21 protein-coding genes are annotated in these 18,971 nt (G+C 38.6%); 12 read left to right on the forward strand and 9 right to left on the reverse strand.

Going from position 1 to position 18,971, the window contains the following annotated elements; genetic code table 11:
- Positions 1-1,412: UvrD-helicase domain-containing protein (locus tag ACJHV0_RS09295; protein ID WP_483134013.1), on the reverse strand; the 1,412-nt coding region annotated here is incomplete at its 3' end.
- A 247-nt stretch (positions 1,413-1,659) separates the two neighbouring features.
- Here ACJHV0_RS09295 and potA point away from each other — a divergent pair.
- The 3 genes from potA to potC are packed head-to-tail and all read left to right on the forward strand — an operon-like array spanning position 1,660 to position 4,392.
- Positions 1,660-2,775: a spermidine/putrescine ABC transporter ATP-binding protein PotA gene (gene potA, locus ACJHV0_RS09300; RefSeq protein ID WP_025235558.1), complete on the forward strand. Its 1,116-nt coding sequence runs from the start codon at positions 1,660-1,662 to the stop codon at positions 2,773-2,775.
- Positions 2,762-3,625 carry a spermidine/putrescine ABC transporter permease PotB gene (gene potB / locus ACJHV0_RS09305; protein WP_025235557.1) on the forward strand — a complete coding sequence of 288 codons (864 nt, stop codon included), beginning with the start codon at positions 2,762-2,764 and terminating at the stop codon, positions 3,623-3,625. Before potA ends, potB begins: the two co-directional genes overlap by 14 nt.
- Positions 3,625-4,392, forward strand: coding sequence for a spermidine/putrescine ABC transporter permease PotC (gene potC / locus ACJHV0_RS09310; protein ID WP_283385547.1), 768 nt, complete (start codon positions 3,625-3,627; stop codon positions 4,390-4,392). The genes potB and potC overlap by 1 nt, the downstream gene beginning before the upstream one ends.
- 206 nt (positions 4,393-4,598) lie before the next feature.
- Here the strand turns inward: potC and ACJHV0_RS09315 are convergent, their stop codons facing one another.
- Positions 4,599-4,895, reverse strand: coding sequence for a hypothetical protein (locus ACJHV0_RS09315; RefSeq protein ID WP_283385546.1), 297 nt, complete (start codon positions 4,893-4,895; stop codon positions 4,599-4,601).
- Between the two features lie 99 nt (positions 4,896-4,994).
- The gene (sodC, locus tag ACJHV0_RS09320) at positions 4,995-5,534 is read right to left on the reverse strand and encodes a superoxide dismutase [Cu-Zn] SodC (RefSeq protein ID WP_283385545.1); all 540 of its coding nucleotides are present in this window, start codon (positions 5,532-5,534) and stop codon (positions 4,995-4,997) included.
- Positions 5,535-5,699: 165 nt separating this feature from the next.
- Between sodC and asd the strand changes: the two genes are divergently transcribed.
- Both asd and ACJHV0_RS09330 read left to right on the forward strand, forming a co-directional pair.
- Positions 5,700-6,815 (forward strand): aspartate-semialdehyde dehydrogenase, encoded by a 1,116-nt coding sequence (gene asd, locus ACJHV0_RS09325; RefSeq protein WP_025235533.1) that lies wholly within the window; start codon positions 5,700-5,702, stop codon positions 6,813-6,815.
- 111 nt (positions 6,816-6,926) lie between these two features.
- The gene (locus ACJHV0_RS09330) at positions 6,927-7,853 is read left to right on the forward strand and encodes a LysR family transcriptional regulator (protein WP_483134014.1); all 927 of its coding nucleotides are present in this window, start codon (positions 6,927-6,929) and stop codon (positions 7,851-7,853) included.
- 72 nt (positions 7,854-7,925) lie between these two features.
- Here the strand turns inward: ACJHV0_RS09330 and ftsX are convergent, their stop codons facing one another.
- Genes ftsX through ftsY form a run of 3 tightly spaced genes read right to left on the reverse strand, consistent with a single transcriptional unit; the run spans position 7,926 to position 11,004 of the window.
- Positions 7,926-8,858, reverse strand: coding sequence for a permease-like cell division protein FtsX (ftsX, locus tag ACJHV0_RS09335; RefSeq protein ID WP_283385543.1), 933 nt, complete (start codon positions 8,856-8,858; stop codon positions 7,926-7,928).
- A gap of 9 nt (positions 8,859-8,867) precedes the next feature.
- Complete coding sequence (ftsE, locus tag ACJHV0_RS09340) at positions 8,868-9,521, reverse strand: cell division ATP-binding protein FtsE (RefSeq protein ID WP_334234797.1); 654 nt, start codon at positions 9,519-9,521, stop codon at positions 8,868-8,870.
- The gene (gene ftsY, locus ACJHV0_RS09345) at positions 9,514-11,004 is read right to left on the reverse strand and encodes a signal recognition particle-docking protein FtsY (RefSeq protein ID WP_483134015.1); all 1,491 of its coding nucleotides are present in this window, start codon (positions 11,002-11,004) and stop codon (positions 9,514-9,516) included. Before ftsY ends, ftsE begins: the two co-directional genes overlap by 8 nt.
- Positions 11,005-11,082: 78 nt before the next feature.
- On the opposite strand from ftsY, the gene rsmD reads away from it, so the two are divergent.
- From rsmD to aspA, 7 genes are all read left to right on the forward strand, one after another.
- Positions 11,083-11,673, forward strand: a complete 591-nt coding sequence (gene rsmD / locus ACJHV0_RS09350) for a 16S rRNA (guanine(966)-N(2))-methyltransferase RsmD (RefSeq protein ID WP_463627131.1) — start codon at positions 11,083-11,085, stop codon at positions 11,671-11,673.
- An 83-nt stretch (positions 11,674-11,756) separates the two neighbouring features.
- Positions 11,757-12,068: an HI1450 family dsDNA-mimic protein gene (locus ACJHV0_RS09355; protein ID WP_025217831.1), complete on the forward strand. Its 312-nt coding sequence runs from the start codon at positions 11,757-11,759 to the stop codon at positions 12,066-12,068.
- Between the two features lie 11 nt (positions 12,069-12,079).
- Positions 12,080-12,592: a 4-hydroxyphenylacetate 3-monooxygenase, reductase component gene (hpaC, locus tag ACJHV0_RS09360; protein ID WP_334239180.1), complete on the forward strand. Its 513-nt coding sequence runs from the start codon at positions 12,080-12,082 to the stop codon at positions 12,590-12,592.
- Positions 12,593-12,709: 117 nt separating this feature from the next.
- On the forward strand, positions 12,710-13,588 hold the full coding sequence (gene tehB, locus ACJHV0_RS09365; RefSeq protein ID WP_483134016.1) for an SAM-dependent methyltransferase TehB: 879 nt from the start codon (positions 12,710-12,712) through the stop codon (positions 13,586-13,588).
- A gap of 128 nt (positions 13,589-13,716) precedes the next feature.
- Entirely contained in the window at positions 13,717-14,754 is a 1,038-nt protein-coding gene (gene purM, locus ACJHV0_RS09370) for a phosphoribosylformylglycinamidine cyclo-ligase (protein ID WP_483134017.1), read from the forward strand.
- Positions 14,755-14,827: 73 nt separating this feature from the next.
- Positions 14,828-15,097: a DUF1294 domain-containing protein gene (locus tag ACJHV0_RS09375; RefSeq protein WP_025235542.1), complete on the forward strand. Its 270-nt coding sequence runs from the start codon at positions 14,828-14,830 to the stop codon at positions 15,095-15,097.
- 151 nt (positions 15,098-15,248) lie between these two features.
- On the forward strand, positions 15,249-16,673 hold the full coding sequence (gene aspA / locus ACJHV0_RS09380; protein ID WP_038643881.1) for an aspartate ammonia-lyase: 1,425 nt from the start codon (positions 15,249-15,251) through the stop codon (positions 16,671-16,673).
- Between the two features lie 91 nt (positions 16,674-16,764).
- Here aspA and ACJHV0_RS09385 read toward each other — a convergent pair whose 3' ends face one another.
- The 3 genes from ACJHV0_RS09385 to ACJHV0_RS09395 all read right to left on the reverse strand — a co-directional run bounded on the left by ACJHV0_RS09385 (position 16,765) and on the right by ACJHV0_RS09395 (position 18,665).
- A complete protein-coding gene (locus ACJHV0_RS09385; protein WP_025235544.1) occupies positions 16,765-17,559 on the reverse strand; it encodes a peptide ABC transporter ATP-binding protein in 795 nt (264 codons plus the stop codon).
- Between the two features lie 97 nt (positions 17,560-17,656).
- Entirely contained in the window at positions 17,657-17,983 is a 327-nt protein-coding gene (locus tag ACJHV0_RS09390) for an AzlD domain-containing protein (protein ID WP_483134018.1), read from the reverse strand.
- Positions 17,970-18,665, reverse strand: coding sequence for an AzlC family ABC transporter permease (locus ACJHV0_RS09395; RefSeq protein ID WP_483134019.1), 696 nt, complete (start codon positions 18,663-18,665; stop codon positions 17,970-17,972). The genes ACJHV0_RS09390 and ACJHV0_RS09395 overlap by 14 nt, the downstream gene beginning before the upstream one ends.
- Positions 18,666-18,971 lie beyond the last annotated feature (306 nt).

Genomic DNA, 18,971 nt, shown 5'->3' on the forward strand with positions numbered 1-18,971 from the left:
GGATCTGAACGCTCCGCCTGATCAGCAATTTCCACAATCCAGCGGGCGAAATCTTGCAGGGCTTGGTAAGGTTTCGGCGTTAGGCGTTGTATCAGCTCAAAATCGAAAATCGCCTCAAACAGACTGACTTGTTTTTCATTCGCCAATATTCCCAATTTTTCTAGCGTTGCCGCACCAATTTCTCGCTTTGGCGTGTTCACAATACGTAAAAATGCCGCATCATCATCTTGATTTACCACCAAACGCAGATACGCCATCATATCTTTGATTTCAGCTCGGGCAAAAAATGAAGTTCCACCTGAAATTTTGTACGGAATACGGTTTTGCATCAGTAATTTTTCAAGCAAGCGAGATTGATGATTACCCCGATACAAAATCGCATAATCCTTATATTTCGTCTTGCGAGAGAAACGATGAGCAATCAACTCTCCGACAATTCGCTCGGCTTCATTTTCTTCATTTTTTGCCTCGATCACATTCAGTTTTTCGCCTTCGCCCAGCTCAGAAAAGAGGCGTTTGGTGAATAGATGATCGTTGTTATCGATCAAAATATTGGCACAATGCAAAATCCGCTGGCTAGAACGGTAATTTTGTTCCAGTTTGATCACTTTCAGATCAAAATCTTCACGCAAGCGTTGCATATTTTCAGGCTTCGCCCCACGCCACGAGTAGATGGATTGGTCATCATCGCCCACTACCGTAAAGTTTGGCTCATTACCGACAATTAACTTGATTAACTCATATTGGCTGGTGTTGGTATCCTGATATTCATCAACCAATAAATAGCGAATTTTATTCTGCCAGCGGGCTTTCGCCTCTGGAAATTGGCGGAAAAGCAATACAGGGAGCATAATCAAATCATCAAAATCTAACGCATTATACGCCTTGAGTTGATTTTGGTAGAGCTGGTAGAAATGGGAAAACACTCGCTCACGATCATCTCGCACACGAGAAATCACCATTTCAGGCGAAAGCAGATCGTTCTTCCAATTTGAAATAGTGGAAATCAGCGTTTTGAGCAGATCTTTATCTTCCGTTACGTTTTCCGGCAACAGATGTTTAAGCAAGGCAATTTGGTCGTGTTCGTCAAATAACGTCATTCCCGACTTAAAGCCAAGCAATTTGTACTCTCGCTTTAAAATCTCAAAACCAAGAGTGTGGAAAGTTGAAATCGTCAGCCCTTTGCTATTTTCTTTACCGATAGAGTGAGCCACTCTCTCCCGCATTTCACGGGCGGCTTTATTGGTAAAGGTTACTGCCGCAATCTGTTTCGGGGAATAGCCGCAATTTGCAATTAAGTGAGCGATTTTATTAATAATCACCCGAGTTTTGCCCGAACCGGCACCTGCCAGTACAAGGCAAGCCCCTTGAGTGTATTCCACCGCTTGTTGTTGTTGAGAGTTGAGTTTCATTGGAACTGTTGAGAATTAATTTTAAAGACTATTCTAACGGAAAGAAAACAAGCGGTCTATTTCCTTGAAAAATTTGCAAAAATTCAGATAAAAACTACCGCTTGTAAAAGGGAAGAAAAATCCTCAAAACGCAAATTTTTCCTTTCAATCTTGCCCCTTTAGCTATATTATTATCAATTGATTTTTTGGGGGCGAAAGCCTGATTTTTTAATCCTTTTCTTTTTGATTTAAGGGAAAACAACAGTAGATGGAAAAATTAGAACAAAAAGCTATCATCGAGCTTAAAAATGTAACAAAAAGCTACGGTAGTAAAACGATTCTTAAAAATTTGAATTTAACCATTAACGATGGTGAATTTTTAACAATTTTAGGTCCTTCGGGTTGTGGTAAAACAACTGCGTTGCGTTTAATTGCCGGCTTTGAAGATTTGACTGAGGGTTCAATCATTCTTGATGGGCAAGATGTTTCTAACGTTCCAGCGGAACAACGCCCCGTGAATACCGTATTCCAAAGCTATGCTCTTTTCCCACATATGACTATTTTTGAAAATGTCGCATTCGGTTTGCGTATGCAAAAAGTGCCAAATTCAGAAATTGAGCCACGTGTAATGGAAGCATTGCGTATGGTCCGACTTGAAGATAGAGCTCAACAAAAACCGGCTCAGCTTTCAGGTGGTCAGCAACAACGTATCGCTATTGCTCGTGCGGTGGTAAATAAGCCAAAAGTATTGTTATTAGATGAATCTCTTTCTGCGTTAGACTATAAATTGCGTAAAGAGATGCAAAATGAGTTAAAAGCATTGCAACGTCAATTAGGTATTACCTTTATTTTCGTTACTCACGATCAGGAAGAAGCATTAACAATGTCTGATCGCATTATCGTAATGAACGGCGGTAAAATCGCACAAGATGGTACACCTCGTGAAATTTATGAAGAACCAAGCAACTTATTCGTGGCTCGTTTTATCGGTGAAATTAACGTATTTGATGCAACCGTGATTGAACGTGTTGATGAAAAAAATGTGAAAGCGAACGTAGAAGGTCGTATTTGCAACATTAAAGTTGAAAATTTAGAAGTTCACCCGAACCAAAAATTAAAAGTATTGTTACGCCCTGAAGATATCGTGATTGAAGAGTTAGACGAAAATGAAAGCTCAAAAGCGATTATCGGTCATATTATCGACCGTAACTATAAAGGTATGACATTAGAGTCTAGCGTAAAATTAGATCATAATGGTATGAATGTATTAGTGAGCGAGTTCTTCAATGAAGATGATCCTAATATTGACCACGATGTTGGTCAAAAAGTGGCTCTTACTTGGTATGAAGGCTGGGAGGTTGTGTTAAACGATGAAGGCGAATAACAAATTCCAAAATGGTGCGGTCGCAACTATTTTCGGTTGGTTATTACTTTTCGTATTAGTGCCGAACGTACTCGTTTTAATTATTAGCTTCTTAACAGAAAACCGCCAAAGCCAATATTTTGTTGATTTTGCGTTTAGCTTGGATGCGTATAAAGCGTTATTTAATGACACTTACGCAACTGTATTATGGAACTCGCTATATATGGCGGGAGTTGCAACGCTTATCTGTTTAATTATCGGCTACCCTTTTGCATTTTTTATTGCCAAAATGCCGGCAAAAATTAGACCGTTTTTACTATTCTTAGTGGTGTTGCCATTCTGGACAAACTCGCTGATTCGTATTTACGGTATTAAAATTTTCTTAGGGGTAAAAGGTGTCTTAAATGAAACCTTATTGGCAATTGGCTTGATCAATGAACCTTTACGTTTATTGAACTCAGAAGCCGCAATTATCATTGGTTTAGTTTACATTCTATTACCATTTATGATTTTGCCACTTTATTCTTCAATTGAGAAAATTGATAACCGCTTACTAGAGGCTGCAAAAGACTTAGGAGCAAATGCTTTCCAACGTTTTATTAAAGTAACTATTCCACTTACAATGCCGGGCATTGTAGCAGGTTGTTTATTAGTATTACTACCTGCAATGGGTATGTTCTATGTGGCAGACTTATTAGGCGGCGGTAAAACACCATTAGTGGGTAATATTATTAAGAGCTTATTCTTAAATACTAACCAATTTGCCTTAGGCTCTGCGGTAAGTATTGCATTAACAATATTAATGGCATTGATGCTTTATGTTTATTATCGTGCGAATAAATTATTAAATAAAAAGGTGGAGCTTGAATAATGAAAAAAACATTTAGAAACCTTTTTATGTTGGCAGTATTTGCTTACCTATACATTCCAATTATTATTTTAGTAGTAAACTCTTTCAATGCAGACCGTTTCGGCTTGAACTGGAAAGGCTTTACTTGGAACTGGTATGAGCGTTTATTCAGCAATGATACACTAGTACAAGCAACAATGAACTCATTAACTATCGCCTTTTTTGCGGCAACGTTCTCCACGATTTTAGGTGCATTAACTTCTATTGCCCTTTATCGTTACCGTTTCCGTGGCAAAAAATTAGTCGGTGGGATGTTGTTTGTGGTAATGATGTCGCCTGATATCGTAATGGCTGTATCAATGCTTGTATTATTTATGATTATAGGTATCAAACTAGGCTTTATTTCGTTATTAATTGCTCACATTACATTCTGTCTACCTTATGTAGTGATTGCAATTTCATCACGCTTAAGCGACTTTGACGGCAAAATGTTAGAAGCGGCGAAAGACTTAGGAGCAAGCGAAGTAACGATTTTACGTAAAATTATTTTACCATTAGCTTTACCTTCAATTATATCAGGCTGGTTACTAAGCTTTACAATTTCATTAGATGACGTTATTGTTTCTTCATTCGTAACAAGCCCAAGCTATGAAGTATTACCACTGAAGATCTTCTCATTGGTTAAAACAGGCGTAACTCCAGAAGTAAATGCCTTAGCAACCATTATGATCATTTTCTCATTAACACTTGTGGTATTAAGCCAGTTAGTGGTGAGAAAAAAGGTATAAATCAAATTAACTAAATCAAATTAACTAAATCAAAACCTGACTAGCTATTTCGCAGTCAGGTTTTTTATTGATTACAGTGTGCAAAAATAAGAAAATATAACCGCTTGTAAGCGGTCCATTTTTATGAATGGGCTTATATCCAAGTAGCTTGAGCATGATTTTCTAATCAGAAAGCAGATAGATCTTGTGATTAAACTTTTATTTCATTACTCATCAATAATATGTAATGAACAATCAACAATCTTTGTACCTTGCCCTAAAAGTGGTGTTCCACAAATAACCGTTAATTTATGACAACCTAGCGGTAATCGGTGAAATTGAATACGATTGCGTTTCACTTTTCCTGAATCACGTTCACCATTTTCAAGTTCTAATTCCCATACTGCTTGTACTCTTGCTGTTTTATCTGCAAGAAAAAGGGAAATATAAACTGGTGAATTCTTAGAAAAAGCTACTTGTTCCGGAAGTATTTTACGAGGTTCTTTTTTTGTTTTTATAGACATATATTTCTCCTTAAAAGTAATTAATTATATGGCAATGGCTAGAAATAAAAAAGTGTTGGAATAATATTTAAACCAACACTTTATGCACCAAATCAAATTTTATTTAATTACACCACACGCCATACGTGCACCGCCACCACCAAGAGGGGCTGGGTGATCTGAGTGATTATCACCACCTGCGTGAATCATTAGTGAACGACCTTTAATTTCATCTAATGTTTTCAAGCGAGGGGCTAATACAGGATTAGTTGCTGTGCCATCATGTAAAACTGTTAATGCAGGCAGGTCTCCTAAGTGAGCATCATCAGACCACGGGAAGCCGTGATGTGGTGCTTTATGTGGATTCCAATGTCCGCCGGCTGCTAAACCTGCCGTCAATTTGCCATCTTTTTCTTTTGCATCACAGCTTGGATTTTCGTGGATATGGAAGCCGTGCAAACCTTCTGTTAAATCTTTTAGATTTGGGGTAAATACCAAGCCGTATTTAGATTCGGTAATCTCTACCGTACCAATATCTTTGTTACCTTTTTCCACATCTAATTGCTGTACTTGTACAACAATCTTTGCTGGTTCTGCGGCTGTTGCCGAAAAGCTGAATAAAGAACCTAATGCAATTGCTAATGCTGTTTTCATTTTCATAAAACTTTCCTTATTTCATAGACAAGCCATAATTGGCAACCCATTTTACCCATAGCGGTCAAATTTTGTCAAAGTTTTGCAAATAAATAAAAAACATTGATTTTTCAATGAAAATCCTGTATTTATTCACAATTATTTATAACAATTATTTTAGGAGCAAACATAATGCAAAATGTAGGTTTTGTCGGCTGGCGTGGAATGGTGGGTTCAGTATTAATGGACCGTATGGTTGAAGAAAATAACTTCGCTAACATCAATCCAATTTTCTTCACAACTTCACAGGCGGGTCAAAAAGCCCCTGTATTTGGCGGTAAAGATGCTGGTGAATTAAAAAACGCCTTTGATATTGAAGAATTAAAAAAATTAGACATCATCGTAACCTGTCAAGGTGGCGATTATACCAACGAAGTCTATCCAAAATTAAAAGAAAGTGGCTGGAACGGCTATTGGATTGATGCTGCCTCTGCACTTCGTATGAAAGATGATGCAATTATCGTATTAGACCCTGTAAACCAACACGTTATTTCAGAAGGTTTGAAAAACGGCATTAAAACGTTCGTAGGTGGTAACTGTACAGTAAGCTTGATGTTGATGGCAATTGGTGGCTTATTCGAGAAAGATTTAGTGGAATGGGTTTCTGTTGCCACTTACCAAGCAGCTTCAGGTGCTGGTGCGAAAAATATGCGTGAATTGCTTTCACAAATGGGTGAATTAGAAGATAGCGTAAAAGCTGAATTAGCAAATCCTGCCTCTTCTATTTTAGATATTGAACGCAAAGTAACCGCAAAAATGCGTGCGGATGATTTCCCAACCGAAAACTTTGGTGCAGCATTGGGGGGAAGCTTAATTCCTTGGATCGATAAATTATTACCTGAAACAGGGCAAACCAAAGAAGAGTGGAAAGGCTACGCAGAAACTAACAAAATCTTAGGTTTAAGCGAAAATCCAATTCCTGTTGATGGTTTATGCGTTCGTATCGGTGCATTACGCTGCCACAGCCAAGCGTTTACCATTAAGCTGAAAAAAGATATTCCATTAGCAGAAATCGAACAAATTATCGCGGCTCATAACGAATGGGTGAAAGTCATTCCAAATGACAAAGAAACCACATTACGTGAATTAACACCAGCTAAAGTAACCGGCACATTAAGCGTACCGGTTGGTCGTTTACGCAAATTAGCGATGGGTGGTGAATACTTAGCGGCATTCACCGTGGGCGACCAATTATTATGGGGTGCAGCAGAGCCGGTTCGCCGTATTTTGGTGCAATTAACTAAATAATTTGTTTTTATAGCGCTTACAAGCGGTCAGATTTTGTAAATTTTTTGCAGAATTTGACCGCTTGTTTGTTATAATTCTTTTCATCTTTTTTCACTTTTAGATGAATAAATTATGAAACCGATTTTCCTCGAAATTCGCCATTTGCGAACACTGATTGCCTTAAAAGAGAGCGGAAGTGTATCGCTGGCGGCGAAACGTGTACATTTAACCCAATCCGCCCTTTCTCATCAGATTAAACTATTAGAAGATCAATACGACCTTACCCTCTTCGAGCGTAAAAGCTCTCCCATTCGCTTCACTCAAGCAGGGGAACGCTTAATTAAACTTGCCTATGATATTTTGCCACAAGTAATTGAAGCTGAGCTTGATTTGGCTCGAGTAAAGCAAGGCGAAGTGGGTGAAGTGCGTGTTGCGGTGGAATGCCATACCTGTTTTGACTGGCTGATGCCAGCAATGGATACCTTCCGCCAGCATTGGCCATTAGTGGAATTAGATATTGTATCGGGCTTCCATACCGATACTGTAGGACTATTATTAAGCCATAGGGCGGATTTGGCAATTGTGTCAGAGGTCGAAGAGAACTCTAGTATTATTTGTAAGCCACTATTTTCTTATGAAATGGTGGGAATTTGCTCGAAAGATCACCCACTTGCAGCAAAAGATGTGTGGGAAGCAGAAGATTTCAAAGATGAAACTCTCATCACATACCCTGTACCTGATGATATGTTGGATTTACTGCGTAAAGTGCTAAACCCTGCCGGCATTAAAGTTACTCGTCGTAATAGCGAATTAACTATTGCTATCATTCAGCTTGTTGCGAGTCGTCGAGGAGTAGCGGCACTACCTTATTGGGCGGTTAAGCCTTATTTGGATAGGGGCTATGTAGTCGCACGCAAAATTACTCAACAAGGTTTATATAGCAATCTCTACGGAGCAATTCGTGAAACCGACGCTGCTCTTGCCTACCTAGATGATTTCCACGATACCGTTAAAGACCAAAGTTTCGCAACCTTGCCGGGCTTAATGGTATTGGAATAGAAATAACAAGCGGTCTATTTTATTTATTATTTTACAAATTGAATAACATAGACCGCTTTTATTTAAAAGAGATTATCGACTACCAATTCTAAAAATATTTCGCATAGTCGCTACTTTTGCCGATAACCAACCGATAAATACACAAAGTACAATTAAGAAAAAGGCTTCGCTAAAATTTAAGCTTTTTAATTCAAATTGAACGGTGAACATATCGGTTACATATTTCACAATCCCCGTAAAGTAGCTAATAGTTACTGCACTAAACAATACCGCTAATAAACTACCGAAAAAGCCATAAATCATTCCTGTATAGAGGAATGGACGAGCAATAAAGTGATCCGTTGCTCCTAAAATCTGCTGTACTTCAATCGCGGCTTTACTGTTTGCAACATCCGTTCTCACACTATTGCCAATCACTAAAAAGACCGCTAATAACATTAGTAATGTACAAACAATCGCAATTCGTGCAATAAGCCACGTTAAAGCGGTTAATTTTTCTAACCAACCATTATCTAAACGAACTTCCTGTACACCTTTGATTTGTTGTAAACCATTGCGTAGCTCAACCATTGCATCAGCATTATTGAAATTTTCCTTTGGCTTTAAGGTAACCACCGCTGGCAGAGGGTTTTCATCTAAAATATCTAACGCTTCACCAAAACCTGTCCAAGAACGGAATTCTTCTAAGCTCTGCTGACGAGAAATATAATTAAACGAGTCAATTTTATCCTCTTCATAGGCTCGAATACGATCGACCACCGTATTCACATCGTGTTCAGCCAAGTTTTTATGTAGATAAACCGTAAGCTGTGGTTCTGGATAAAACTGCGTTGCAGCTGTGTGCGTATTTTTCCACAGTAAATAACTTACCGTTGGAATAGTGAGTGAAACCGCAATCACCAATATGGTTAAAAATGTGCCAAGTTTGCGTTGCATTAAATCTTGCCAAACCGCTCGTAAAGAGTAGCTGGTTTGAGCACCTAATTTGTTAAATGAACGAATCATAATCTTCCCTTAAAATTTAAGATGCCCTTGTTCCAACACCAAACACGGTTTTGGACGTTTTGAGATAATATTAGTATCGTGCGTAGCAATCAGCACTGTTGTACCGGCTTGGTTAAATTCTTCGAATAATCGGAAAATCTCAAACGAAAGCTTTTCATCTAAATTTCCTGTTGGCTCGTCAGCCAATAAGAGCGTTGGACGATGTACAATAGCTCTGGCAATATCCACACGTTGCTGCTCGCCACCTGAAAGGTGTAATGGCAGATAGTTTGCTTTATCCGCAAGCCCTACTCTCTCAAGAGCAATGCGAGCTTCACGCTCCACAATGGCTTGGTTCATACCTAAAATAATTAACGGAAGAGCAACATTATCTAAAATGGTTCTATCGGTTAATAAACGGTAATCTTGATGCACCATTCCGATTTGGCGACGTAAAAATGGTAACTCGTGATGAGAAAGGCGGGTAATATCGTGTCCGTTAAACAAAATTTGTCCGCCATTGGCACGCTCAATCCCCATAATTAATTTTAAAAGCGTACTTTTACCCGCACCGGAATGCCCGGTAATATACGCCATTCCACCTGCGGGCAGATGAAAATCAATGCCTTGTAAAGCTGGTTTACCGCCTTTGTAAACCTTGTTCACATTGGTAAATTTAATCATTGTGTTCGTCCTCTTGGCTAAATAAGGCTTCAATAAATTCTTCTGCGTTAAACGGACGTAAATCTTCAATTTTCTCGCCAACACCGATAAAACGGATAGGAATATTGAATTGATCTGCAATCGCAAAAATCACCCCACCTTTTGCCGTACCATCTAATTTGGTTAATGTAATACCGGTTAAACCAACTGCCTCATTAAACAGTTTTGCTTGGCTAATCGCATTTTGCCCTGTGCCTGCATCAAGGGTAAGCATAATTTCGTGCGGTGCAGTTTCGTCATATTTTTTCATTACACGCACAATTTTTTTCAGCTCGTCCATCAGATTATTTTTGTTCTGCAAACGCCCAGCCGTATCGGCGATAAGCACATCAATGCCTTTTGCGGCAGCTGATTGCATTGCATCAAAAATAACTGATGCAGAATCTGAACCTGTACTTTGTGCTACCACAGGAATGTTATTTCGTTCACCCCAAACTTGAAGTTGTTCCACCGCTGCTGCTCGGAAGGTATCACCCGCAGCTAACATTACCGATTTTCCTTCATTTTGAAATTTACGGGCTAATTTGCCGATAGTCGTAGTTTTACCCACACCATTCACGCCAACCATTAAAATCACATACGGTTTTTTCTCTTCAAGCACTAGTGGTTGAGCCACAGGTTTTAACACTTCGCCTAACTCAATTTTTAATTGTTGATAAAGTAAGTCAGCATCTTTTAGTTGCTTCTTAGTAGCGTGTTGCGTTAAATTGTTGATAATTTTTTGTGTGGTCGGCATACCTAAATCCGCCACAAGTAACTGTTCTTCTAGCTCTTCAAATAATTCATCATCAATTTTCTTACCACTAAAGAAATTACGGAAACCCGAACCAATGTTTTGTTTGGTTTTAATTAACCCCTGAATTAAACGGCTAAAGAAACCACCCTGACTCGGTTTTTCTTGGTATTCGTCTTGAATAGTTGGCTCTTCAACGATATCTTGAACATCATTCACTAATTCGGTTGTCGCGACTTCCTCAGCTACAGCGTTTTCCACTTGGTAAGCAACTTGCTCTTGTTCATTGAGATCTAGCTGTTCAATCGCAATATTTTGCAGATTTTCGACCGCTTGTTCGCCTTTTTCTTCTTCAAATGTTTGTTCGATTTTATCTTCAACATCATCAAAGAATTCTTTTACCTCTTCAACTTTTTCTTCAACAAACTCTTTGAAATCTTCGACTTTTTGCTCGAATTTATCTTCAACCTGCTCAAATTTCTCTTCGAGCTGCTCTTCTTTTTCCTCAACATAATCTTCTAGTTGATCTGCCTTTTCTTCAATTTGATCTTCCAGCTCGTCTAATTTCTCAGAAAACGATTTCTCGGCTTCCGGTTCACTAATGACAGGCTCTTCTGGCTGAATAATTTCTTGTTGGATCTCTTCCTGTTTTGCTTCTTCTATCTTACCAAATCCAAGCCAAGACCAAAAACCTTTTTTCTTTTCTGACATATTTTTCTCTCATTTATACTGAAAATAGACTAAACTTACATAGTTTATCAAAAAAACCTTTATTTTCCTTTAGTGAGTATGAAAAAAAATCGAAATTCTCCGCAATCTAGCCAGCAAATGGGTGAAGTGCGTATTATTGCCGGGCTTTGGCGAGGTAGAAAATTGCCAGTGTTGAATGCAGAAGGGCTACGCCCAACCACAGATCGGGTGAAAGAAACACTGTTTAATTGGTTAATGCACGATATTGCTCACTCACGCTGTCTGGATTGTTTTGCCGGCAGTGGCTCACTGGGTTTCGAGGCTCTCTCTCGCCAAGCACAAGCGGTGGTTTTTTTGGAAAAATTTGCAAATGCGGCAAACCTATTGAAGAAAAATCTGCAAACATTAAAAACGGAAAATGGTTCGGTTATTCATACCGATACATTGCACTATTTGTCAAATAAAAATAACAGCGAACCGTTCGATATTGTATTTATCGATCCACCTTTTCATCAAAATCTTGTGCCACAAGTATTAAAACTGTTAGTTGAAAATCATTGGTTGGCAGAGAATGCGATTTTATATGTGGAAACAGAGAAAAATCACGTTCCATTAGATTTACCTGAAGGCTGGCAGATTTTAAAAGAAAAAGCAGCCGGAATGGTGGTAAGTCGTCTAATTCAAGCATAAACTTTTGTTTTTTATAACTAAAAGATATAAAATACAATGTATCTGTATAACATTTTTGTAACAATACAATTAGAATTAAGAGTATGAAAAAATTAACACCTGATGAAGCAATTGATATTGCTTACGATATTTTCTTAGAAATGGCAGGCGAGAATTTAGATCCTGCTGACATTTTACTATTCAATCTCCAATTTGAAGAGCGTGGTGCGGTCGAAATGGTCGAAACTCGTGATGATTGGGATCAAGAAATCGGCACATTAATTGACCCTGAGGCATTCGCGGAGGTTTGGGTCGGTTTAGTGAACGAGCAAGATGAAATGGACGATGTGTTCGCCCGTTTCTTAATTTCTCACGAAGAAGAAAATCGTGAATATCACGTTGTTTGGAAAGAATAATAAGGAAAAATATGTCGAACATTGATACATCTCAACCTATTGAGGCTTCACTACAATTCCGTGAAGCAATGGCACATTTATCATCAGCGGTTAGTATTGTTACTACCAACGGTATTGCAGGTAAAGCAGGACTAACTGTTTCTTCAGTAAGCTCGGTAACAGATGCTCCTCCCACGGTTCTTTTTTGCATTAATAAAAATAGCCACGTTCACGATATTATCAAACAAAACGGCAAAGTGTGCATTAATGTGTTAAACCACGAGCAAGAAGATATTGCCAAGCATTTCGCTGCAATCCTTGAAAGCACAATGGAAGAACGTTTTAGTTGGGATATTTGGGATAACGGCTTCGATGATCAGCCTGTGCTACGCAGTGCAATTTCTGCTTTACAAGGAAATATTGTCGATACTCACGCAGTGGGAACGCATACTATTTTTGTGGTGGAAGTGAGCCACATTGATGTAGAGCCAAATCACAGTTTAGTCTATTTTGCTCGTCAATTTAGAAGTATAAGCATTGATTAATAAAATATATTTCACCTAAATTTGATCAAATCCGACTTTTTTAGTCGGATTTTTTATTGCCTGCAATTTAAAAGTGATAAAATTTCAGCGTTTATGTTAAGAATGAAGGAAAATTCAATGGAAAACTTAATTTGCTATAAACAAATGCCGGTATGGACAAAAGATACCCTACCGCAAATGTTCCAAGAAAAGCACAACACCAAAGTCGGCACTTGGGCAAAGCTCACGATTTTAAAAGGCTCGCTCAAATATTACGAACTCACCGAAGAAGGGGATGTGCTTAAAGAAGATATTTTTGATGCTAACCACCAACGCCCAATGGTTGAACCGCAATTATGGCACAAGGTGGAAGCCTTATCTGACGATTTAGAGTGCCAACTTTCCTTCTATTGCAAGCCTGAAGACTATTTTGCAAAAAAATATAATCTCACCACTACCCATTCCGAAGTGTTGAATGCGGTTAATTACATCAAAGGTGGAAAAGCTCTCGATTTAGGCTGTGGACGTGGACGTAACTCGCTCTATCTTAATTTATTAGGCTTTGATGTAACCGCTGTTGATCATAATCAGGAAAGTATTGATTTTCTTAACTATATAATCGAAAAAGAGCAATCTCACCACATTACTGCGGATATTTATGACATTAATGAGGCAAGCATCGGCAATCAAAATGGTGAATATGATCTTGTTATTTCCACTGTAGTAATGATGTTCTTAAACCGTGAACGAATTCCTGCGATTATTGAAAATATGCAGAAAAATACTAAAGTCGGTGGCTACAATCTTATTGTCTGTGCTATGAGCACCGATGATTACCCTTGTCCAATGCCATTCTCTTTTACCTTTGCTGAAGGTGAGCTGGCAAATTATTACAAAGATTGGGAGCTGGTAAAATACAATGAAGATTTGGGACATCTTCACAAAACTGACGAACACGGCAACCGTATTCAACTGCGTTTTGCTACAATGTTAGCGAAAAAAATCAACGAAAATTAACCGCTTGTAGGGGGGAATGACAATTTCCCCTTAAATTTACCTTTCATTTATTGAAAATTAACATTCCGCAAACGTTTGCTTATGCTATAATACCCTCGTTTTTTCATTCATTTACTGTTGAGGTTAAAGTGAGCAACACACAACTTAGTTACAAAGATGCCGGCGTTGATATTCACGCAGGAAACGAATTAGTCGAACGAATCAAAGCGGATGTTAAACGTACTCGCCGCCCCGAAGTGATGGGTGGATTAGGCGGTTTTGGAGCATTATGTGCAATACCGGCTAAATACAAAGAGCCAATTTTAGTATCAGGCACAGATGGCGTTGGTACAAAACTGCGTTTAGCCATCGATCTCAACAAACACGATACGATTGGTCAAGATTTAGTCGCGATGTGTGTAAATGATTTAGTGGTACAAGGTGCAGAACCGCTTTTCTTTTTAGATTACTACGCAACAGGAAAATTAGATGTTGATGTAGCAGCAAGTGTTGTTAAAGGCATTGCCGACGGTTGTGAAATGTCGGGTTGTGCATTAGTCGGTGGGGAAACTGCTGAAATGCCGGGAATGTATCACGAAGGCGATTACGACTTAGCCGGTTTCTGCGTAGGTATTGTTGAAAAAGCTGGCATTATTGATGGTTCAGCAGTCCAAACAAATGATGTGCTAATTGCATTAGCATCAAGTGGTCCACACTCAAACGGTTATTCCTTAATTCGTAAAGTGTTAGAAGTTAGCAGCACCAATCCAGCAACGGAACTATTAGAGGGTAAACCACTTAGCGAACATTTACTTGCCCCAACAAAAATCTATGTGAAATCGGTCTTAAAATTAGTGGAAGAAACAGATGTTCACGCTATCGCTCACTTAACCGGAGGCGGTTTCTGGGAAAATATTCCACGTGTATTACCTGAATCAACCAAAGCAGTTATTGATGAATCTAGCTGGCAATGGTCTGCTGTGTTTAAGTGGTTGCAAGAAAAAGGTAACATCAGCCGTTATGAAATGTACCGCACATTCAACTGTGGCGTGGGTATGGTAATTGCCCTACCAGCTGCTGATGTTGAAAAAGCCTTAACCATCTTAAAAGAAAACGGCGAAAATGCTTGGGTCATCGGTAAAATCGAAGATTTAGGCAATGGTAGCGAGCAAGTTGAAATCAACTAATTTGCAAAATAAATGCTAAAATTAACCGCTTGTAGGCAACTGCAAGCGGTTAAATTTTTTATAAGGAATGCAAATGCAACTATTTTGGCTTTTTTATTTTGTGATGATGAATTTTGCCTCGCTTTATTTGATGTACAGCGATAAGCAAAAAGCGATTCAAAAAACGTGGAGGATCCCTGAAATTACGTTACTCTCTTTTTGTCTGTTGGGTGGGGCAATCGGCACTTACTGTGGTATGAAATATTTCCGACACAAAACCCAACATTGGTATTTTCATATTGCGGTAGTATTCTCATTTTTTGCTTGGCTGATCGGCTTGCCCTATTTTTATTTAGCCTTGTAATCACATAAATTTATCATAAATTTTTCTTATCCGAAGTCGCAATTTATATCCTAGTCCTCTATTTAGAAATTTGATGTAGATCACATTCTTTATCCCTTAAAATAGGTATTATTTAATAAAACTTACCACAATCCATTTTAAGGAGATAAAAATGTCAGTACGCATTGAACACGATTTATTGGGCGAAAGAGAAGTACCGAATGAGGCTTATTGGGGTATTCATACATTAAGAGCAATTGAGAATTTCAATATTTCAAACGTAACTATTTCTGATGTACCTGAGTTTGTGCGTGGTATGGTAATGGTGAAAAAAGCTACTGCTTTAGCCAACGGAGAGCTCGGTGCAATTCCGAAAAAAGTTGCCAATGCGATTGTTGAGGCGTGTGATGAAGTGTTAGTGAAAGGGCGTTGCCTAGACCAATTCCCATCCGATGTTTACCAAGGCGGAGCAGGTACTTCGGTAAATATGAATACCAACGAGGTCATAGCCAACCTAGCATTAGAATTGTTAGGTGAAGCAAAAGGTAAATACGATATCATCAACCCGATGGATCACGTTAATGCTAGCCAATCTACTAACGATGCCTATCCAACCGGCTTCCGCATTGCGGTTTATAACAGCATTATTAAATTAGTGGATAAAATTGTTTATCTACAAACCGCCTTTGAAAATAAAGCTACCGAGTTTGCCGATGTGTTGAAAATGGGGCGTACCCAATTACAAGATGCTGTGCCGATGACGCTTGGTCAAGAGTTCAAAGCCTTTGCGGTATTATTGGAAGAAGAAGTTCGCAACCTTAAACGCACCGCTGAATTACTGCTTGAAGTAAACTTAGGAGCAACCGCCATCGGCACTGGCTTAAACACGCCTGAAGGTTATTCAGAACTTGCGGTGAAATATTTAGCGGAAGTAACCGGACTACCTTGCTCACTCTCAGAAAACTTGATTGAAGCCACCTCTGACTGTGGAGCTTATGTGATGGTACACGGAGCGTTAAAACGTACCGCAGTAAAAATGTCTAAAGTATGTAACGACTTACGTTTACTTTCATCCGGTCCGCGTGCAGGTTTAAATGAAATCAATCTGCCTGAACTGCAAGCCGGTTCTTCTATTATGCCGGCAAAAGTAAACCCGGTTGTGCCGGAAGTGGTAAACCAAGTCTGCTTTAAAGTGATTGGTAACGACACTACCGTAACCTTTGCCGCCGAAGCAGGTCAATTACAATTAAACGTAATGGAACCGGTGATCGGTCAAGCAATGTTTGAATCTATTGAATTGCTTGCCAACGCTTGCGTGAACTTACGTGATAAATGTATTGACGGCATTACCGCTAACCGTGAAATCTGCCAAAACTATGTGTTTAGTTCAATCGGTATTGTAACTTACCTCAATCCGTTTATTGGACACCACAATGGCGACATTATTGGTAAGATCTGTGCAACCACAGGTAGAAGTGTGCGTGAAGTGGTACTTGAACGTGGTTTACTCACAGAAGAGCAATTAGATGATATTCTCTCTGTAGAGAACTTAATGAATCCGACTTATAAAGCAAAACGCTTTACGGAAGATGAATAAAATCTCCTCCATAAGGAATTAAACCATTTAATGTAATTTCATTACAATAGGGCAAGCAGTGAATTATTTCTGCTTGCCCTATTTATTTAATTTAACTAAGCCACGCAGCTTCAGTAAGCGGTTTTCCAAAGTGGCTTTCAATTAGTCTTTTGGTGATTTGGTGTTCTGGATTAAGTAACACATCTTTTGTTTTGCCATATTCCACCACCTCTCCGTTTTGCATTACCATTATTTTATCTGCAATATGTTTAATTAACCCAATATTTTGCCCGACATAAATGTAAGCTATTCCTTGCTTTTGCTGAACATTGAGCATTAAATTAAGCAATTGCGTTTTAACGGAGAAATCAAGTGAATTAATTGTATCATCTGCGATAATAATTTCCGGTTCTAAGATTAATGCTCTGGCAAAGGCAACCCGTTGTTTTTGTCCGCTTGAGGCTTCAGAAATTGGAATAAGGGCGTGTTCAGGATACATTCCCACCAATTTTAAGGTATTAAAAATACGCTCGTTTCTTTCTTGCTCACTTAAATCGGTGGCTAATCGCAAAGGTGCATCTAAAATTTGCCCGATATTGTAGTTTGGGTCAAAAGCATCGTTTGGATCTTGAAACATCATTCTAATGCGTTTGGCTCGATATTTGTAATCACCAAAATGTAGTGGTGTGCCTCTAAACATAATTTCGCCTGAAGTTGGCTCCACCATACCGGCAATCATTTTAGCTAAGGTGGATTTACCCGCCCCATTTTCGCCGATAATCGCCAACGTTTCTTTCTGATTAAGAGTAAAATAAACCTCTTTGACTGCATAGAAATCTTGCTTATGAAACAATCCCGTTCGCTCAACAAAACGCTTGCTGAGATTATGTGCTTCAAGTAATGCCATAATATTTATGAGTTGGAAATAAAGTGATAGTTTACCGCAAAAAATAAAAAAGGGCACTTATTGTGATCTGCTTCCATAAACTTGAATAGTTCATAAATCAACCTAACATCGACAGAAAAATATTTACACCTAAAATCCCCAATGCCACACTTAAAAACGTATTTTTCAGCCAAATATAGCTACCTAATACGCCTATTAGAGCTAGAATTTGAGCCAAAATTAAGTGAACTCCTTCCCCGTTTTTTGGAAAGGTTAAGCTTGTTAAAAGCAATAAAAGCATAATCACAAGCGGTAATGTTTTGTTTAATTTTTGCAAAATCGGCGAAGATAGTATCTTTTTTGGTAAAAATTCAGGAAGAAAACGGCAAATTTGTGTACCGAGAATCAATGCAACAAACATAATTAGAATATCATTTAGGCTCATTTTCTACTCCTTTGGTAGTTTTAGAGAACGATTGAGGCAGAAAAGCCACAATGATAATGGCAACGACAATAGCAACTAACAACACGCTAGTTTCAGTAATTTGGCGGGCAAGTAAGAAACCGATTAAAGCAATAAAGATTGGCTTCCATTGCTTTTGGTTTTTATATTGTTCATAAGCCAAAATAGCGAATAAACACGGCAAGGCGAAATCTAAATGTGGAATATAGTTTGCAACCGAATCGCCTAATAAAACACCTACAATAGTGGAAAGTGTCCAATAAGTTACGCAAAGTGTGGATACTTTAAAAATAAGAGCTTGTCTTTGCTCTTTCGGTAGCGTAGATAATACCGCAAAACCTTCGTCTGTTAGACCTGCGATAGAGACTATTCCTTTAAGGCGAGATTTTGGCTTGTGTTCCATCATATTCAAAGTATAAAAACTAAAACGCAAGCTCATTAAAAGTGTACTTAGAAACACAGAAATTGCCCCAGCCCCCGACACAAAAAACGGAATTGCCGCATATTGTGCTGTGCCGGAAATCACGGTAAAGCACATTGCAATGGTGAACCAAGCAGGCATTCCTGCATTCGTTGCCAACATCCCGTAAGCCACTCCTGCGGCAAAATATCCCATAAAAATCGGCGTGGTTAATTTAATAGCGTATTTCCAACTATTTTCCATAACTAAAATTTAACATTAAGACAAAGATATTTATTATTCTGAATTTTTGCAAAATAGCAAGTTACTACAAGCGGTTATTTTACCCTCTACATTCGCTTCTTCGGAGTCGTTGGTAAAGCTAACGTTTAAACACAAACGTTTGTTACAAAAAATTTGCAGATAGCTGAAAATCATTAGAATAATAGGCTAAATCAACATACTTTATGGCTATGGGTTATTTTCACCCATCTATTGAAATGCTAGACTTGCCAACCTTATCTATTAATATTCTTATAGGAAATGGAAGTGAAAAAATCATTAGCCTCT

The sequence above is a fragment of the Mannheimia sp. genome (genome assembly GCF_056854775.1).

Coding starts and splice junctions, on each gene's coding strand:
- asd (WP_025235533.1), top strand. CDS start 5,700: ATGCAAAATGTAGGTTTTGTCGGCTGGCGTGGAATGGTGGGTTCAGTA.
- ACJHV0_RS09385 (WP_025235544.1), bottom strand. CDS start 17,559: ATGGCATTACTTGAAGCACATAATCTCAGCAAGCGTTTTGTTGAGCGA.
- tehB (WP_483134016.1), top strand. CDS start 12,710: ATGGAAAACTTAATTTGCTATAAACAAATGCCGGTATGGACAAAAGAT.
- potC (WP_283385547.1), top strand. CDS start 3,625: ATGAAAAAAACATTTAGAAACCTTTTTATGTTGGCAGTATTTGCTTAC.
- ACJHV0_RS09390 (WP_483134018.1), bottom strand. CDS start 17,983: ATGAGCCTAAATGATATTCTAATTATGTTTGTTGCATTGATTCTCGGT.
- potB (WP_025235557.1), top strand. CDS start 2,762: ATGAAGGCGAATAACAAATTCCAAAATGGTGCGGTCGCAACTATTTTC.
- ACJHV0_RS09330 (WP_483134014.1), top strand. CDS start 6,927: ATGAAACCGATTTTCCTCGAAATTCGCCATTTGCGAACACTGATTGCC.
- ACJHV0_RS09315 (WP_283385546.1), bottom strand. CDS start 4,895: ATGTCTATAAAAACAAAAAAAGAACCTCGTAAAATACTTCCGGAACAA.
- ftsX (WP_283385543.1), bottom strand. CDS start 8,858: ATGATTCGTTCATTTAACAAATTAGGTGCTCAAACCAGCTACTCTTTA.
- sodC (WP_283385545.1), bottom strand. CDS start 5,534: ATGAAAATGAAAACAGCATTAGCAATTGCATTAGGTTCTTTATTCAGC.
- ftsE (WP_334234797.1), bottom strand. CDS start 9,521: ATGATTAAATTTACCAATGTGAACAAGGTTTACAAAGGCGGTAAACCA.
- rsmD (WP_463627131.1), top strand. CDS start 11,083: ATGAAAAAAAATCGAAATTCTCCGCAATCTAGCCAGCAAATGGGTGAA.
- ACJHV0_RS09395 (WP_483134019.1), bottom strand. CDS start 18,665: ATGGAAAATAGTTGGAAATACGCTATTAAATTAACCACGCCGATTTTT.
- ftsY (WP_483134015.1), bottom strand. CDS start 11,004: ATGTCAGAAAAGAAAAAAGGTTTTTGGTCTTGGCTTGGATTTGGTAAG.
- aspA (WP_038643881.1), top strand. CDS start 15,249: ATGTCAGTACGCATTGAACACGATTTATTGGGCGAAAGAGAAGTACCG.
- ACJHV0_RS09375 (WP_025235542.1), top strand. CDS start 14,828: ATGCAACTATTTTGGCTTTTTTATTTTGTGATGATGAATTTTGCCTCG.
- hpaC (WP_334239180.1), top strand. CDS start 12,080: ATGTCGAACATTGATACATCTCAACCTATTGAGGCTTCACTACAATTC.
- potA (WP_025235558.1), top strand. CDS start 1,660: ATGGAAAAATTAGAACAAAAAGCTATCATCGAGCTTAAAAATGTAACA.
- ACJHV0_RS09355 (WP_025217831.1), top strand. CDS start 11,757: ATGAAAAAATTAACACCTGATGAAGCAATTGATATTGCTTACGATATT.